We start from the raw sequence: 15,871 nt of genomic DNA, 5'->3' as shown, positions 1-15,871 counted from the left end.
TTTCTCTTCAACCGAACCGGCTACTTAGTGTGAAGTGATTCACATCCGCCGTGTCGATGGAGGCGCATTATAGGGAGTTCTCTTCAGGCCGCAATAGAAAAATGACACAAAAATGACTGACTGCTGCATTCCCCAGCAAAACCCCGCCTTATACCCTTTTACGCACAGAGTTATCCACAAAGCGATAAGGATCTTCAGCAGTTACTGGTCCGAAAACAGGGAGCCAGAGGATCAAATTAATCGATCCCTGGCGAAAGATAAAAATTCGCGAGCGTTGCGCAAACGTTTTCGTTACAATGCCCGCGCAAAAAAGCAGCCCCGTATGGGGCGTTAGCTAAGTTTTTAGATGAAAATTCAGCTAACGCTCTCTGTTATCTTCAAATCCAGGGGATTTACCATGCAACAACGTCGTCCTGTCCGCCGTGCTCTGCTCAGTGTTTCTGACAAAGCTGGCATCGTCGAATTCGCTCAGGCACTTTCCGCACGTGGTGTAGAACTGCTCTCAACAGGCGGTACCGCACGCCTGCTGGCAGATAAAGATTTGCCAGTGACCGAAGTTTCCGATTACACCGGTTTTCCGGAAATGATGGATGGACGAGTGAAGACCCTACATCCAAAAGTACATGGCGGGATCCTCGGTCGTCGTGGTCAGGATGATGCGATCATGGCTGAACACAGCATCTCGCCTATCGATATGGTGGTTGTTAACCTTTATCCGTTCGCCCAGACCGTCGCTCGTGAAGGCTGTTCACTGGAAGATGCGGTTGAAAATATCGATATCGGCGGCCCGACTATGGTCCGCTCCGCCGCGAAGAACCATAAAGATGTCGCCATCGTGGTCAAGAGCAGCGACTACAACGCCATTATTGAAGAGATGGATGCTAATGAAGCCTCTCTGACGCTGGAAACGCGCTTCGACCTCGCGATCAAAGCCTTCGAGCATACCGCCGCTTACGACAGCATGATCGCCAACTACTTCGGTAGCATGGTGCCGGCCTATCACGGTGAGAGTAAAGAAGCCGCGGGTCGTTTCCCACGCACCCTGAATCTGAACTTCATTAAGAAGCAGGATATGCGCTACGGCGAGAACAGCCACCAGCAGGCTGCCTTCTATATAGAAGAAGTAAAAGAAGCGTCTGTGGCAACGGCTACGCAATTGCAGGGCAAAGCCCTCTCTTACAACAATATCGCCGATACCGATGCCGCACTGGAATGTGTGAAGGAGTTCGGGGAGCCAGCATGTGTGATCGTGAAACATGCTAACCCTTGTGGCGTCGCAGTGAGCACGTCGATTCTTGATGCTTACGACCGTGCGTACAAAACCGACCCGACTTCCGCCTTCGGCGGCATTATCGCCTTTAACCGCGAGCTGGATGCCGACACAGCGCAAGCCATTATCTCTCGTCAGTTCGTTGAAGTGATCATTGCCCCGTCTGCAAGCGCAGAAGCACTGAAAATTACCGCTGCCAAACAGAACGTTCGCGTCCTGACCTGCGGTGAATGGGCTGCGCGTGTGCCTGGCCTTGATTTCAAACGTGTTAACGGCGGACTGCTGGTTCAGGACAGAGATCTTGGCATGGTAACGGAAGGCGAACTGCGTGTGGTCAGCAAACGTCAGCCGACAGAGCAGGAACTGCGCGATGCGCTGTTCTGCTGGAAGGTAGCGAAGTTTGTGAAATCCAACGCTATCGTTTACGCGAAAGAGAACATGACTATCGGGATAGGCGCAGGCCAGATGAGCCGCGTGTACTCGGCAAAAATCGCCGGTATTAAAGCAGGCGATGAAGGGCTGGAAGTAAAAGGTTCAGCCATGGCTTCCGATGCTTTCTTCCCGTTCCGCGATGGAATTGATGCTGCCGCTGCCGTTGGCGTGAGCTGCGTTATCCAGCCTGGTGGTTCTATTCGTGATGATGAAGTCATTGCTGCCGCTGACGAACACGGCATCGCGATGATCTTCACCGATATGCGTCACTTCCGCCATTAATCCACGGAGCAGACAATGAAAGTATTAGTAATTGGTAACGGCGGGCGCGAGCACGCCCTGGCGTGGAAAGCCGCACAGTCGCCGCTGGTTGATACGGTATTTGTGGCGCCGGGTAATGCCGGAACGGCCCTTGAACCGGCCCTGCAAAATATAGCTATCGGCGCGACGGACATCCCTGCGCTGTTGAGCTTTGCACAAAACGAAAAAATCGACCTGACCATCGTCGGCCCGGAAGCGCCGCTGGTGATTGGCGTGGTCGATGCATTCCGCGCGGCTGGCTTGCAGATTTTTGGCCCAACCCAGGGCGCCGCCCAACTGGAAGGCTCCAAAGCCTTCACCAAAGACTTCCTGGCCCGCCACAACATTCCCACGGCGGAATACCAGAACTTTACCGAAGTTGAGCCTGCACTGGCGTACCTGCGCGAGAAAGGCGCGCCGATCGTTATCAAAGCTGACGGTCTGGCTGCGGGCAAAGGCGTTATTGTTGCGATGACGCTGGAAGAAGCTGAAGCCGCAGTGAATGACATGCTGGCAGGCAACGCCTTTGGCGACGCAGGTCACCGTATCGTTATTGAGGAGTTCCTCGATGGCGAAGAAGCCAGCTTTATCGTGATGGTTGACGGTGAACATGTGTTACCCATGGCCACCAGCCAGGATCATAAACGTGTGGGCGATGGTGACACCGGCCCTAACACCGGCGGTATGGGCGCTTATTCCCCGGCTCCGGTGGTGACCGATATCGTGCACCAACGCACCATGGAACGCGTGATTTGGCCAACCGTGAAAGGCATGGCGGCAGAGGGCAATACCTATACCGGTTTCCTGTATGCCGGTCTGATGATCGACAAGCAAGGTAACCCGAAGGTTATTGAGTTCAACTGTCGTTTCGGCGATCCGGAAACGCAACCGATCATGATGCGCATGCAGTCGGATCTGGTCGATCTTTGTATCGCCGCCTGCAAAGGCACTCTGGATGAGAAAACCTCGGAATGGGATCCGCGTGCAGCATTGGGCGTGGTGATGGCTGCAGGTGGTTATCCGGGTGATTACAACATCGGTGACGTGATTCATGGTCTGCCGCTGGAGTCTTCCGCAGAAGGTAAGGTGTTCCATGCAGGCACCAAACTGTCTGCAGACGACCAGGTGCTCACCAACGGCGGCCGTGTTCTTTGCGTGACCGCGCTTGGCGAAACCGTTGCAGAAGCCCAGCAGCGCGCGAATGCCCTGATGACCGGTATTCAGTGGAATGGCAGCTTTAGCCGCAAAGATATTGGTTATCGCGCTATCGCACGCGAGCAAGGTAAGTAATTTGCCCTCTGGCCCTCTCCCGCCGGGAGGGGGTACCAGAACCGTACTGACCTCAGAAGCTCTTCTCAGTGGGCTGCCAGGTACAAAAATCTTCGTTTGCCACCAGCAGCAGCTGTGCCCCTTCCGGCCCTTCAAGCCAGGCAACGCTCACCTCTGCCGAAGAGTGATTCTGCCGACGTTCAATATGGCTGACCATCAGTGAATCCAGTTCAGGCTTTATGGTTTGCCCCTCGCAGGTGGTCACCGAGCCGTTGGCATGCCAGCGTCCCTGTCGCAGTATCACCCGGCCCTGACGCAGCGCATCGCTGGTCTGACGAATCTGGTTGGCGCGGTACTGATAAAGCGCGATTTGATCGCTGGAGATCTGCTGCTTCTGACCATTCACCTCACGCTGCATAAAGCTGAGTTCGCCATGGTCATCAAAGCGCACACGAATATGTTCAGGCTGTTTGCCGTAGATGTTGAGTTCAATCTGGCTTAGGGTTTCACCCTGCCAGCGATATTCACTCAGAGACGTCTCTCCGCGGTGCCACGGGCTGAAGGCTGCAAGAACGTGTGTTTCATTATCAGAGTCTTTGCGCCATAAGCGCACTGCACCCTGATCGCCTGCGTAGCCGCTGGCGGTAAAAGGCGGTAACGATGAGTTGTGACTACAGGCCGTCAGGAACAGAATACCTGCCAGCATCAAGGCACGACGCCAGAATGACAAAAGGGGCGTTACCGCCCCTTCGACAAAACTGTTCACTGCCACGCGGTCTTACTTAACAGCGTCTTTCAGTGCTTTACCAGAAACAAATGCCGGCACGTTAGCTGCGGCGATTTTGATTTCTTTACCGGTCTGCGGGTTGCGGCCAGTACGCTCAGCACGGTGGTTCACTTTGAAGGTACCGAAACCAACCAGTTGTACAGCATCGCCTTCTTTCAGAGACTCAGTAATCGCAGCCAAGGTGGATTCCAGAGCAGCTTTAGCCTGTACTTTAGACAGGTCAGCTTTGTCCGCAATTACATCAATTAATTGAGTCTTGTTCATAAGTTATCCTTTCAATGTGTTTATCGCTTGCTAAGCATCGAGTGCGACGGAAATGCCTCAAAAGCACCCTCCTGCATACACGCACCGATAGCCACTTTTTTTCGCCCCCCAAATGTAGACCAGACGGGGGTGCGAAGGGAAGCCTCCCAGGACGACAAAACAGGCGTTAAATCACGTTTTGTTGTCTCATTGCTGCAAATTTATACCGATATTACTGTCCCCGGCCTCGCGCAGGTCTGCGCGCAGGCCTTTAATCAGTTCAATATCGCGTTCTTCACATGCCGCCAAAAGACGGAAGATTTCCCACTGGATATCCCATTCCTGCTCCACCGCGGGGTTCTCTTTGAGCTCTTCATCGGTCATTTCACGACCCGCTTGCGTCATTTCCAGCATCGCAACGGTGGTGATCGACGTCTTGCTGACCTCAATAGCATACTCCTGAGCTTCACCACTCAGCAGGGCATGAATTAAGTCGCTCAATGCCACACAGGCATCGATTGCCGGGTAGACGCCATACATATCGTAGTCGTCAGCAGACGGAATTGCCTCTTCCAGCTTCTCAAGCTGGCTGTCAAAGTTCACTTTGGCATCTTTGACCGTCAGCGTTTCCCACACCAGATCGACGATACGGCGGTAAAGCTGCGGGTCACCAAATTCGGTCTGCTTACAGAACATGGCGTAGTTGGGGTACATGCGTTCACACAGGCAGGCCATAAAGGTGACATGTTGCCATGTGGTCAGCTTCTCCAGACGCAAATGAATCGGGTTTTGTAACATGATGAGTTCTCAAACACAGAAATTAGCGGCAGTGTACCTGAATCAACCCTGAATTTCCTGCCAACGCGTGAATGCTGAACGACCTGAGGCCACGGCATCAGCCCAACGCGTCGGTTCCGGGAGGCGGTAGCCCTTGATGCAGCGTTCCACCCATGCCAGCGCCGTATCCTGACTGACCCGGTGACCGGTCGAAATATAGAGTGGGTTACAGCGCGCCTTGCTGCGCCAGACCCATGCCACCTCTTCGCCTTTATCGATAAGCGCAGCGCCTGAGCCAGGCTCATCGCCGAGCGGTTCAAAACGACCGCAAAGGCGCTTCTTCGCCACACCGATGGTCGGTACATCCACCAGCAGGCCAAAATGGCTGGCAACGCCCAGACGGCGTGGGTGAGAGATACCATGACCATCAACAAACAACAGATCAGGTTTTTGCGAGAGCTGCTGCCATGCCGCCAGCAGCGCAGGATATTCGCGAAATGAGAGGAAGCCTGGAATATAGGGCATCGTGGTGGGAATACGCGCCACCTGATACTCAATCAGCTCAAGGGAGGGCCAGGCCAGCAACACCATGGCCGCCCGCGTCACTTCTCCCCCTTGTTCAAACCCGACATCCGCGCCCCCAATCAACCGGAGTGAGTCGCAATCAAAACGATCCTCACGGGAGACGGACGACGCCAGTTCGATCTGTTGAGCGCGCAGCGAAGCAAGATCCATCCTCACTCCTTAGCGGTGATACTGGGCAGAAAGCCGATGTACGGACTCGACAAACACCCCCGCATGCTCCGGTGGGACGTCCTGATGGATGCCGTGTCCAAGGTTGAAGACGTGGCCTTCGCCCTGGCCGAAACCTGCCAGTATGGCGGCGACTTCTTCTTCAATGCGTGCCGGCGGCGCGTACAGCATGGACGGGTCCATATTGCCCTGCAGGGCGACTTTGTCACCCACGCGGCGGCGCGCATCAGCAATGTCCGTCGTCCAGTCCAGGCCAAGTGCATCGCAGCCCGTCGCCGCCATCGCTTCCAGCCACTGACCGCCGCCTTTGGTAAACAGGGTCACCGGCACCCGGCGGCCATCGTTTTCCCGCAGCAGGCCATCGACAATCTTATGCATGTAGTAGAGGGAGAATTGCTGATAATCACGCCCGGTCAGCACGCCGCCCCAGGTGTCGAAAATCATTACCGATTGCGCACCGGCCCGGATCTGCGCGTTGAGATAGAGCGTGACGCTTTTCGCCAGCTTATCGAGCAGCAGATGCAGCGCCTGCGGCTCGGCATACATCATCTTTTTAATCACGGTAAAAGCTTTGCTGCTGCCGCCTTCCACCATATAGGTCGCCAGCGTCCAGGGGCTGCCGGAGAAACCAATCAGCGGCACTTCGCCTTTCAGCTCACGGCGGATAGTGCGCACCGCGTTCATCACATAGCCCAGCTCCTGTTCCGGATCGGGCACCGGCAGTTTTTCCACGTCCGCTTTGCAGGTAACCGGCGAGGTAAAGCGCGGCCCTTCTCCTGCTTCAAAATAGAGACCCAGCCCCATCGCATCCGGAATGGTCAGAATATCCGAGAAGAGGATCGCCGCATCAAGCTTGTAGCGGCGCAATGGTTGCAGCGTCACCTCGCAGGCCAGCTCGGCATTTTTACACAGCGACATAAAATCGCCGGCCTGCGCGCGGGTTGCTTTGTACTCCGGTAAATAGCGACCCGCCTGGCGCATCATCCATACCGGGGTGACATCAACGGGCTGGCGCTGCAGTGCGCGAAGGTAGCGATCGTTTTTTAATTCGGTCATGTTTACATTCCTTTAGCGTTTATGCGCCCAGTGTAACATGTCACTCATATTCTGCCCGACACTGCGCCACCGTATCCTCAATCAGACGACGGGCCACGGTACCAGGCGGAGGCAGCAGCGGCAGATCGTCATAGCGATACCAGCCCGCGTCGATAAGCTCTTTGGGATCAATACGGATATCACCGCTGTCATATTCAGCCATAAATGCCGTCATCAGCGACTGCGGGAAAGGCCAGGGTTGGGAGGTGATGTAGCGCAGGTTCTTCACTTTGATGCTGCTTTCTTCCATCACTTCACGGGCCACGGCCTGCTCCAGGGTTTCCCCTACTTCGACAAAGCCCGCCAGCACGGTGTAGATACCGTTGCGGTGGCGAGTATGCTGGGCCAGCAGGATTTTATCTTCACGGCGAATAGCGACGATAATACAGGGGGCAATCTGGGGGTAATAACGCTCACGGCAGTGATCGCATAACATCGCCCATTCCGTTTTACTGGGATGCATGCTGTGCCCACAGTAGCCACAGAACTTATGCGATCGATAAAACTCCGCCAGTTGCACGCCACGACCGGCTAACTGGAACAGTCCAGGATCCTGCTCGATCACCTGACGAACCGACCCCATATCCTGGCGACGATTCTGACGGACCATCCACACCGGTTCGCCTTCCCATTCACCAATCTTTAGTGCGTTTTGCCCCACAAGATCAAAATTTCCTGCGTTACCCTGTGGTAATTCTCCCTCAGGTAACCATAATTTTTGTTCATGGCTTACGATCCACCAGCCACTATCTGATGATTCGATAATACGATGCATTTTGTTTGCACTACCTTAGCTTTGCTGGCATGTTATTAACATTATTATTACATTCGGGTGAGCTTCTTTAATCTTAATATTGCGGAGTCAATTATGCTAAACCAGCTCGAAACCCTTGCAGAACGGATTGGAGGCAGTAATAAACTGGTCGATAGCTGGCTGAATACACGCAAGCAACTACTGGTTAATTACTACAACCTGGTTGGCATAAAACCCGGTAAGGGATCGTACATGCAGCTTAATGAGAAAGCGCTGGACGAATTTTGCCATAACCTGGTCGAGTACCTTTCCGCCGGACATTTTAATATTTATGAACGGATTATCAGCGAAATGGAAGGGAGCAGCCCACTTTTAGCCGCCACGCAAATTTACCCTCTCCTTGAAGTTAACACCCTGGAAATCATGGAGTACTACGATTCCAGTCTGGAAAACGCTATTGATGATGACAACTGCCATGAGTTTCAGCAGGTGCTGTCTGATATCGGCGAAGCCCTGGCGGCCCGCTTCACCCTCGAAGATAAATTGATCGTGCTGGCATTCGATAACAATCTCAAGAGCAGCGCCAATGACGAAAACGGAATGGCGCACCCGGCTTGAGTTCTTGTGCATTAACGCGTAGTTTACATACAGCCCCCTGCATCTGAGGGGGTTTTTCTTGTCGGAGTGCCTATTTTTCCACAGCTGTGGAAAAGGCTGAGACCGTTAATTCGGGATCCGCGGAACCTGATCAGGCTAATACCTGCGAAGGGAACAAGAGTAAAATCATACAGCGTCACCTTTGCGGGTGCACCGCTGCCATTACTCCATCCGTCGTCTGACAAGCCACGTCCTTTATTTTCTGGAACGAGCTATGTCTACATCGAAACTGACCCGTCGTGAACAACGCGCCCAGGCGCAGCACTTTATCGAAACCCTGGAAGGCACTGCTTTCCCCAACTCAAAACGCATCTACATCACCGGTTCCCAGGCCGACATCCGCATTCCGATGCGCGAGATCCAGCTCAGTCCAACGCTGCTCGGCGGTACAAAAGACGCCCCCCAGTACGAAGAGAATGAAGCCATCCCGGTGTATGACACCTCTGGCCCCTATGGCGATCCGGATATTGCAATTAACGTTGAGCAAGGCCTGGCAAAACTTCGCCAGCCGTGGATTGATGCCCGAAACGATTGTGCAGCGCTGGCTGTCCGTAGCTCGGATTACACCAAAGCGCGTCTGGCGGATGATGGCCTCGACGACCTGCGTTTTACCGGCTTGTTGACGCCAAAACGGGCAAAAACGGGCTGCTGTGTGACGCAGCTTCACTATGCGCGCCGGGGCATAGTGACGCCGGAGATGGAGTTTATCGCCATCCGTGAAAATATGGGGCGCGAACGCATCCGTGGGGCGGTTTTACGCCAACAGCATCCCGGCCACGGCTTTGGGGCTAATCTGCCGGAAAATATCACCGCGGAATTTGTGCGTGACGAAGTGGCCGCTGGCCGGGCCATCATCCCCGCCAACATCAACCACCCGGAATCAGAACCGATGATTATCGGACGTAACTTCCTGGTAAAGGTAAATGCCAACATCGGCAACTCTGCCGTGACGTCTTCCATTGAAGAAGAGGTCGAGAAGCTGGTGTGGTCGACGCGTTGGGGGGCGGATACGGTGATGGATCTCTCCACCGGGCGTTATATCCACGAAACACGGGAATGGATCCTGCGTAACAGCCCGGTGCCAATCGGTACCGTACCGATTTACCAGGCGCTGGAAAAGGTGAATGGCATCGCCGAAAACCTGACCTGGGAGGCCTTCCGCGACACCTTGCTGGAGCAGGCGGAACAGGGCGTGGACTATTTCACCATCCATGCCGGTGTGCTGTTGCGCTACGTGCCGATGACCGCCAAACGTCTGACCGGCATCGTCTCCCGTGGTGGTTCGATCATGGCTAAATGGTGTCTCTCCCACCACCAGGAAAACTTCCTCTACATGCATTTCCGCGAAATCTGCGAGATCTGCGCCGCCTATGACGTTTCCCTCTCTCTTGGCGATGGTCTGCGTCCGGGCTCGATTCAGGATGCCAACGATGAAGCGCAATTTGCCGAGCTGCACACGCTGGGCGAGCTGACCAAAATCGCCTGGGAGTATGACGTCCAGGTGATGATTGAAGGCCCGGGTCATGTGCCGATGCAGATGATCCACCGTAATATGACTGAAGAGCTGGAGCACTGCCACGAAGCGCCTTTCTACACCTTAGGACCGCTGACCACCGATATCGCGCCGGGCTATGACCACTTCACTTCCGGTATTGGCGCGGCGATGATCGGCTGGTTTGGTTGCGCCATGTTGTGTTACGTCACCCCGAAAGAGCACCTTGGTCTGCCAAACAAAGAGGACGTCAAACAGGGGCTGATTACCTACAAGATTGCCGCCCATGCGGCCGACCTGGCAAAAGGCCACCCTGGCGCACAAATCCGCGATAACGCCATGTCAAAAGCCCGCTTCGAATTCCGCTGGGAAGACCAGTTCAATCTGGCGCTCGATCCTTTCACCGCCCGCGCTTACCACGACGAAACCCTGCCCCAGGAATCCGGCAAAGTGGCGCACTTCTGCTCCATGTGCGGGCCGAAGTTCTGTTCAATGAAAATCAGCCAGGAAGTACGCGACTACGCAGCAGCGCAGGCCATTGAAGTGGGAATGGCGGATATGTCGGAAAACTTCCGCGCCAAAGGCGGCGAAATCTATCTGAAGCAGGAGGAAGTCTGATGTACCAGCCTGATTTCCCGAGGGTTCCGCAGCGGCTGGGGCTTTACCCGGTCGTGGACAGCGTGCAATGGATAGAACGTCTGCTGGATGTGGGCGTGCGTACTATCCAGCTGCGGATCAAAGATAAGCCTGACCATGAGGTGGAAGACGATATTGTCGCCGCGATTGCGCTGGGACGCCGTTACGACGCCCGCCTGTTTATTAACGATTACTGGCGGCTGGCGGTGGCCCACCAGGCCTATGGGGTACATCTGGGCCAGGAGGATCTGGAAACCACCGATCTGAAAGCGATTCAACGGGCTGGCCTGCGCCTTGGCGTCTCCACCCATGATGATATGGAAATCGACATTGCCCTGGCGGCGCGACCTTCCTATATCGCCCTTGGCCACGTCTTCCCAACGCAAACCAAGAAGATGCCTTCCGCCCCACAAGGACTGGCGCAACTGGCTCGTCATATTGAGAGGCTTGCGGATTACCCGACCGTAGCCATCGGCGGCATCAGCCTTGCCCGCGCCCCTGAGGTGCTGGCAACCGGCGTGGGTAGCATTGCGGTGGTCAGCGCCATTACTCAGGCTGCTGACTGGCGTGCCGCAACGGCACAGTTACTGTCACTGGCGGGAGCGGGCGATGAACGATCGTGACTTTATGCGCTACAGCCGCCAGATACTGCTGGAAGATATTGCGATCGATGGTCAGCAAAGGCTGCTCGACAGCCAGGTGCTGATTGTCGGGCTGGGAGGGTTAGGCTCACCTGCCGCGCTTTATCTGGCGGGGGCGGGTGTCGGCACCCTGGTGCTGGCCGACGATGACGAAGTGCATCTCAGCAACCTGCAACGACAGATACTTTTCACCACCGACGATATTGCGTGTTCCAAATCCCAGGTGACCAGGCAGCGACTGGCACGACTGAACCCGGATATCACCCTGGTTGCACTTGAGCAACGCCTGACAGGTGAAGCCCTGCGCCAGGCCGTTGCCAGCGCCGATGTGGTACTCGATTGCACCGATAATATGGCGACCCGTCAGGCCATTAACGCCGCCTGCGTCAGCACTGACACACCACTCATTACCGCCAGCGCCGTCGGTTTCGGCGGCCAGCTAATGGTGCTCACCCCGCCCTGGACACATGGCTGCTATCGCTGCTTATGGCCGGATGAAAATGAGCCTGAGCGCAACTGTCGCACGGCGGGGATCGTCGGCCCGGTGGTGGGGGTAATGGGCACACTACAGGCGCTGGAGGCCATCAAATTGCTGAGCGGCATCACCACCACCAGCGGTGAGCTGCGTCTGTTTGATGCCCGCAGCAGCCACTGGCGAAATCTGGCCTTGCATCGCGCTAGCGGCTGTCCGGTCTGCGGAGGGCTGCATGCAGATCCTGTTCAATGACACTCCGATGATCCTCGATCAAACGCTGAGCGTCGCCGGGTTGCTCGAGCACCTTGATCAGCTCAAACCCGGCGCGGCACTGGCGCTCAACCAACAGATCCTGCCGCGAGAAAAGTGGGATCAACATTATGTGCAGGACGGCGACCAGATCCTGCTTTTTCAGGTTATCGCAGGGGGATGAAATGCTACGTATTGCGGATAAACAATTTGATTCACACCTTTTTACCGGTACCGGGAAGTTTGCCTCCTCGACACTGATGGTTGATGCCATTCGAGCCTCAGGCAGCCAGGTGGTAACCCTGGCCATGAAGCGGGTCGATTTACGTCAGCATAACGATGCCATTCTGGCTCCGCTGTTAGCAGCAGGCGTTACCCTGCTGCCCAACACCTCAGGCGCAAAAACAGCAGAAGAGGCTATTTTCGCCGCACAGCTGGCCCGTGAGGCGCTGGGCACCCACTGGCTGAAACTGGAAATTCACCCGGATGCCCGCTGGCTGCTGCCGGACCCAATCGAAACCCTGAAAGCCGCCGAAGCGCTGGTGAAACAAGGCTTTGTGGTACTCCCTTACTGCGGTGCCGACCCGGTGCTGTGTAAGCGGCTGGAAGAAGTGGGCTGCGCCGCAGTGATGCCGCTCGGGGCGCCAATTGGCTCAAATCAGGGGCTGGAAACCCGGGCAATGCTTGAAATCATCATCGAGCAGGCAACGGTGCCCGTGGTAGTGGATGCCGGGATCGGCGCGCCCAGCCATGCCACGCAGGCACTGGAGATGGGCGCCAGCGCGGTGCTGGTCAACACCGCGATTGCGGTGGCGGATAACCCGGTACAGATGGCGCAGGCTTTTCGTCTGGCCGTTGAGGCTGGCGTGCTCGCACGCCAGGCGATCCCAGGCGTTCGTAGCCAGTATGCCAGCGCCACCAGCCCGTTAACTGGTTTTCTGGAGGCCAGCGTATGAAGACCTTTACCGAACGCTGGCGCACCCTGAACTGGGATGACATCCGCCTGCGGATCCACAGCAAGACGGCCGCAGATGTGGAGCGGGCACTGAATGCTTCTCAGCTCAACCGTGACGATTTAATGGCCCTGCTCTCTCCTGCCGCAAGCAGCTATCTGGAGCCGCTGGCGCAAAAAGCACAGCGCCTGACGCGCCAGCGTTTTGGCAATACCGTCAGTTTTTATGTTCCGCTTTATCTCTCTAACTTATGCGCCAATGACTGCACGTATTGCGGTTTCTCCATGAGCAATCGCATTAAGCGTAAAACCCTGGATGAAGCGGAGATCGCCCGTGAGTGTGCCGCGATCCGTGAACTGGGGTTTGAGCATCTGTTGCTGGTCACCGGCGAACATCAGGGCAAAGTTGGGATGGACTATTTTCGCCGCCACCTGCCAATAATCCGTCGCCAGTTCTCCTCTTTGCAGATGGAGGTTCAGCCCCTGTCCACGCAGGAGTATGCTGAGCTGAAAACCCTCGGGCTGGACGGCGTGATGGTCTATCAGGAAACCTGGCACGAGGGGCAGTATGCCCGGCATCATCTCAAAGGAAACAAACAGGATTTCTTCTGGCGACTGGAAACCCCGGACAGGCTCGGACAGGCCGGGATCGACAAGATCGGATTAGGAGCGTTAATCGGCCTTTCTGACAGCTGGCGCGTGGATTGCTTTATGATGGCAGAACATCTGCTGTGGTTGCAGCAGCACTACTGGCAAAGCCGCTACTCGATCTCATTTCCGCGCCTGCGCCCCTGCACTGGCGGCATTGAACCGGCATCCCTGATGGACGAACGGCAACTGGTGCAAACCCTTTGCGCTTTCCGTTTATTCTCGCCGGACACGGAGCTTTCACTTTCCACCCGTGAGTCGCCGTGGTTTCGCGATAACGTTATCCCGCTGGCCATTAACAACGTCAGCGCTTTCTCGAAAACGCAACCCGGTGGTTATGCGGATAACCATCCGGAGCTGGAGCAGTTTGCCCCGCATGACGCGCGCCGCCCAGAGGACGTCGCCCGGGCGCTGGAAGAAAGAGGCCTGCAACCCGTCTGGAAAGACTGGGATAGCTGGCTGGGACGCGCACCTCAGGGAACTCACTCGCCGGTTATGACAGGCTGAATGTTTTCAGGCTCGTCGCGGGCGTAATACAACAGGGGCAATTGCCCCTGATATCTTCATAAGTCATTCAGCAACAGTAAATTGATGTATATCAGACAAAGAGATGCGCTAATTTTATAAAAATCGATATTTCAACCTGCCTGACCTAATATTAACCAGATAAATATAAAACAGTGTTTCCCTGATGGGTATTTCACCTTACTACACTTGCCTGTACGTTTCCCGTTCACTGCCTGACGCAATTGAAGATGATGAAAATACACAGCAGAAAACTTTCGTTCACTACGCCCATCCTGGTGAGCTTTACCGGCATTTTTATCTGTTTAGTGGTCATTGCCACCCTGGTCACCCTGAGCCAAAGAAAAGATATTACCGATAATTATCAGAAGGTTAATCAAACTTTCACCCATAATATTGCGGTTAACTACACCGAGGCTATCTTTCAGGGCAACGACTATATCCTTGAGCAAGCAGCAGCCTACTTCTCTCGTTATAACCGGCTCGGCAATGCGGTGAATTTAGCGTCGCCTGAAGGACTGCAATCCTTGATGCAGTTACTGAGGCTCATGCCCTCCGTCTCCTCGATTTCACTGGCAGACCCGCAGGGGCATTATCTGCGTGCACCGGTGGTCTTCGACAGCGAAGAAAGCCGGAGTTTCGACCCCAAAACGCGCCCCTGGTTTGTGCGCCAGGCCGAAGCAGGCACATTCAGCAAGTACACAAGTGCTTACGACGATTTCTTTACCCATCACCCCACAGTTACGGTCTATAAACCGGTAGTTTCTCCGGAAGGCACGCTGAAAGGTACGTTGGCCTTTCATCTCGATCTGGCTTCCATCAGCTACGGGCTAAGAAGAATGCAGTCCCCTATTCAGGGGGAATTTTTCGTGGTGGATCGCAGCGGAAAAGTCATGTTGCACCCGGACACCGGGGTGCTTTTTAAAGCATTTTCTCAACAGGCCCGCATGGCCGAGATGAACAGCGGCGAGGGCATGTTTTATGACAAGCAACGTAACACCTGGATTTACTACAGCTCTCTGACCAACCCGGACTGGTTTGCTATTTATCTTGTACCAGGAAAGACGCTGGACAATCTCCTGCGCGGTGAAACGTTGGTGGTTGGATGGGGATTTGGCGTGGCTGCAATCATTGTCATTCTCTTCGGGCTGTATCTGCGCTATGCCTCGCGCACGGTACTGCTCAATATCCTGAATGCGATTAAAACCGGCGATGTGCAACAATCCCCAAAACTTGAAGCGATGCTGAGCAAAGCGATCGTCACCAACAAAGAGCGGGAACAGGCCTGGGTCAGACAAGCGACCATGGATGCGCTGACCAACTGTAAAAACCGTCGGGCTTTTGATGGCGATATCACCGCCCTGATGAACGATCATCAGCCCTTTATGCTGGCGCTGGCCGATATTGATAACTTCAAATCCATCAACGATACCCTCGGGCATCTGAGCGGCGACATTGTGCTGCGTAACGTTGCCCGTGAAGGGTTACAGGTGCTGCAACCGCAGCAGATCTCCCTTTATCGTTATGGCGGCGAAGAATTTGCCATTCTCTTCCCGCCTGAGCATATCGCCGAAGCCCGCCAGTTGCTGGAGCAGTGGCGCATTAACGTGGCAAACCGTGACTGGCGCGAAGAGGGACTGTCGGTTACCTTCAGCGCCGGGCTGGGCGAATGGCAGATGGAATCTTTAGAACAGCTGGTGAGCCGCGTTGACGCCGCGTTATATCAGGCTAAACAGCAGGGTAAAAATCAGATTGTGATAAGCAATAAGTCGCTTTCCTCGGGTTCGTCAACCTCCCTGTAACCGGTTTCAGCTACCTCGGTGAATGTTTGTGATGCTATACACACATTCATGGAAATGCGGTTGTTAAAGCAAGCCAGGCGGGATAATTATCAGTTATCCCATCCACATCGAGGC

The 15,871-nt window shown here is 55.0% G+C and carries 16 protein-coding genes and 1 riboswitch; of the genes, 10 read left to right on the top strand and 6 right to left on the bottom strand.

The genetic code is table 11. From position 1 onward, the window contains the following. Positions 1–397: 397 nt before the first annotated feature. Together purH and purD are read left to right on the top strand one after the other, a co-directional pair. Positions 398–1,984 (top strand): bifunctional phosphoribosylaminoimidazolecarboxamide formyltransferase/IMP cyclohydrolase, encoded by a 1,587-nt coding sequence (purH, locus tag ACSZO4_RS13235; RefSeq protein ID WP_437889433.1) that lies wholly within the window; start codon positions 398–400, stop codon positions 1,982–1,984. Positions 1,985–1,999: 15 nt separating this feature from the next. Continuing rightward, entirely contained in the window at positions 2,000–3,292 is a 1,293-nt protein-coding gene (gene purD / locus ACSZO4_RS13230; protein ID WP_437889432.1) for a phosphoribosylamine--glycine ligase, read from the top strand. A 52-nt stretch (positions 3,293–3,344) separates the two neighbouring features. On the opposite strand, the gene ACSZO4_RS13225 is transcribed toward purD, so the two are convergent. The 6 genes from ACSZO4_RS13225 to nudC form a co-directional block, all read right to left on the bottom strand. Beyond that, the gene (locus ACSZO4_RS13225) at positions 3,345–4,037 is read right to left on the bottom strand and encodes a DUF1481 domain-containing protein (RefSeq protein ID WP_437889435.1); all 693 of its coding nucleotides are present in this window, start codon (positions 4,035–4,037) and stop codon (positions 3,345–3,347) included. A gap of 12 nt (positions 4,038–4,049) precedes the next feature. After that, entirely contained in the window at positions 4,050–4,322 is a 273-nt protein-coding gene (hupA, locus tag ACSZO4_RS13220) for a nucleoid-associated protein HU-alpha (protein WP_002445246.1), read from the bottom strand. Between the two features lie 186 nt (positions 4,323–4,508). Beyond that, positions 4,509–5,099 (bottom strand): YjaG family protein, encoded by a 591-nt coding sequence (locus ACSZO4_RS13215; RefSeq protein ID WP_437889431.1) that lies wholly within the window; start codon positions 5,097–5,099, stop codon positions 4,509–4,511. A gap of 42 nt (positions 5,100–5,141) precedes the next feature. Continuing rightward, positions 5,142–5,813, bottom strand: coding sequence for a deoxyribonuclease V (nfi, locus tag ACSZO4_RS13210; protein ID WP_437889430.1), 672 nt, complete (start codon positions 5,811–5,813; stop codon positions 5,142–5,144). Positions 5,814–5,822: 9 nt separating this feature from the next. Continuing rightward, entirely contained in the window at positions 5,823–6,887 is a 1,065-nt protein-coding gene (gene hemE, locus ACSZO4_RS13205; protein ID WP_437889429.1) for a uroporphyrinogen decarboxylase, read from the bottom strand. A 40-nt stretch (positions 6,888–6,927) separates the two neighbouring features. Beyond that, positions 6,928–7,701, bottom strand: coding sequence for an NAD(+) diphosphatase (nudC, locus tag ACSZO4_RS13200; protein ID WP_437889428.1), 774 nt, complete (start codon positions 7,699–7,701; stop codon positions 6,928–6,930). A 93-nt stretch (positions 7,702–7,794) separates the two neighbouring features. On the opposite strand from nudC, the gene rsd reads away from it, so the two are divergent. The 8 genes from rsd (at position 7,795) to ACSZO4_RS13160 (ending at position 15,757) form a co-directional block, all read left to right on the top strand. Beyond that, complete coding sequence (gene rsd, locus ACSZO4_RS13195; RefSeq protein WP_437889427.1) at positions 7,795–8,298, top strand: sigma D regulator; 504 nt, start codon at positions 7,795–7,797, stop codon at positions 8,296–8,298. Positions 8,299–8,350: 52 nt separating this feature from the next. After that, a riboswitch (TPP riboswitch) is annotated at positions 8,351–8,468 on the top strand. 83 nt (positions 8,469–8,551) lie between these two features. Then, positions 8,552–10,447, top strand: coding sequence for a phosphomethylpyrimidine synthase ThiC (thiC, locus tag ACSZO4_RS13190; RefSeq protein ID WP_437889426.1), 1,896 nt, complete (start codon positions 8,552–8,554; stop codon positions 10,445–10,447). Further along, positions 10,447–11,088 (top strand): thiamine phosphate synthase, encoded by a 642-nt coding sequence (thiE, locus tag ACSZO4_RS13185; RefSeq protein ID WP_437889425.1) that lies wholly within the window; start codon positions 10,447–10,449, stop codon positions 11,086–11,088. The genes thiC and thiE overlap by 1 nt, the downstream gene beginning before the upstream one ends. Continuing rightward, on the top strand, positions 11,075–11,833 hold the full coding sequence (gene thiF / locus ACSZO4_RS13180) for a thiazole biosynthesis adenylyltransferase ThiF (RefSeq protein WP_437889424.1): 759 nt from the start codon (positions 11,075–11,077) through the stop codon (positions 11,831–11,833). Before thiE ends, thiF begins: the two co-directional genes overlap by 14 nt. Then, the gene (gene thiS, locus ACSZO4_RS13175) at positions 11,814–12,014 is read left to right on the top strand and encodes a sulfur carrier protein ThiS (protein ID WP_437889423.1); all 201 of its coding nucleotides are present in this window, start codon (positions 11,814–11,816) and stop codon (positions 12,012–12,014) included. The genes thiF and thiS overlap by 20 nt, the downstream gene beginning before the upstream one ends. A 1-nt stretch (position 12,015) precedes the next feature. Next, a complete protein-coding gene (thiG, locus tag ACSZO4_RS13170; protein ID WP_437889422.1) occupies positions 12,016–12,786 on the top strand; it encodes a thiazole synthase in 771 nt (256 codons plus the stop codon). Further along, positions 12,783–13,937 carry a 2-iminoacetate synthase ThiH gene (gene thiH / locus ACSZO4_RS13165; protein WP_437889421.1) on the top strand — a complete coding sequence of 385 codons (1,155 nt, stop codon included), beginning with the start codon at positions 12,783–12,785 and terminating at the stop codon, positions 13,935–13,937. The genes thiG and thiH overlap by 4 nt, the downstream gene beginning before the upstream one ends. Positions 13,938–14,188: 251 nt before the next feature. After that, positions 14,189–15,757: a sensor domain-containing diguanylate cyclase gene (locus ACSZO4_RS13160; protein ID WP_437889434.1), complete on the top strand. Its 1,569-nt coding sequence runs from the start codon at positions 14,189–14,191 to the stop codon at positions 15,755–15,757. The last annotated feature ends 114 nt before the right edge of the window (positions 15,758–15,871 follow it).

The sequence above is a fragment of the Phytobacter sp. V91 genome (assembly GCF_965644225.1).
GTDB lineage: Bacteria > Pseudomonadota > Gammaproteobacteria > Enterobacterales > Enterobacteriaceae > CBFFRJ01.
Note: the sequence above shows the minus strand (reverse complement) of the source record. Positions and strands in the feature narration are given on the sequence as shown.

What these genes read in the sequence shown, in the direction of transcription:
- thiC (WP_437889426.1), top strand. Translation starts at nt 8,552, where the DNA reads ATGTCTACATCGAAACTGACCCGTCGTGAACAACGCGCCCAGGCGCAG.
- thiE (WP_437889425.1), top strand. Translation starts at nt 10,447, where the DNA reads ATGTACCAGCCTGATTTCCCGAGGGTTCCGCAGCGGCTGGGGCTTTAC.
- thiG (WP_437889422.1), top strand. Translation starts at nt 12,016, where the DNA reads ATGCTACGTATTGCGGATAAACAATTTGATTCACACCTTTTTACCGGT.
- thiF (WP_437889424.1), top strand. Translation starts at nt 11,075, where the DNA reads ATGAACGATCGTGACTTTATGCGCTACAGCCGCCAGATACTGCTGGAA.
- rsd (WP_437889427.1), top strand. Translation starts at nt 7,795, where the DNA reads ATGCTAAACCAGCTCGAAACCCTTGCAGAACGGATTGGAGGCAGTAAT.
- purH (WP_437889433.1), top strand. Translation starts at nt 398, where the DNA reads ATGCAACAACGTCGTCCTGTCCGCCGTGCTCTGCTCAGTGTTTCTGAC.
- hemE (WP_437889429.1), bottom strand. Translation starts at nt 6,887, where the DNA reads ATGACCGAATTAAAAAACGATCGCTACCTTCGCGCACTGCAGCGCCAG.
- hupA (WP_002445246.1), bottom strand. Translation starts at nt 4,322, where the DNA reads ATGAACAAGACTCAATTAATTGATGTAATTGCGGACAAAGCTGACCTG.
- nfi (WP_437889430.1), bottom strand. Translation starts at nt 5,813, where the DNA reads ATGGATCTTGCTTCGCTGCGCGCTCAACAGATCGAACTGGCGTCGTCC.
- ACSZO4_RS13215 (WP_437889431.1), bottom strand. Translation starts at nt 5,099, where the DNA reads ATGTTACAAAACCCGATTCATTTGCGTCTGGAGAAGCTGACCACATGG.
- nudC (WP_437889428.1), bottom strand. Translation starts at nt 7,701, where the DNA reads ATGCATCGTATTATCGAATCATCAGATAGTGGCTGGTGGATCGTAAGC.
- thiS (WP_437889423.1), top strand. Translation starts at nt 11,814, where the DNA reads ATGCAGATCCTGTTCAATGACACTCCGATGATCCTCGATCAAACGCTG.
- purD (WP_437889432.1), top strand. Translation starts at nt 2,000, where the DNA reads ATGAAAGTATTAGTAATTGGTAACGGCGGGCGCGAGCACGCCCTGGCG.
- ACSZO4_RS13160 (WP_437889434.1), top strand. Translation starts at nt 14,189, where the DNA reads ATGAAAATACACAGCAGAAAACTTTCGTTCACTACGCCCATCCTGGTG.
- thiH (WP_437889421.1), top strand. Translation starts at nt 12,783, where the DNA reads ATGAAGACCTTTACCGAACGCTGGCGCACCCTGAACTGGGATGACATC.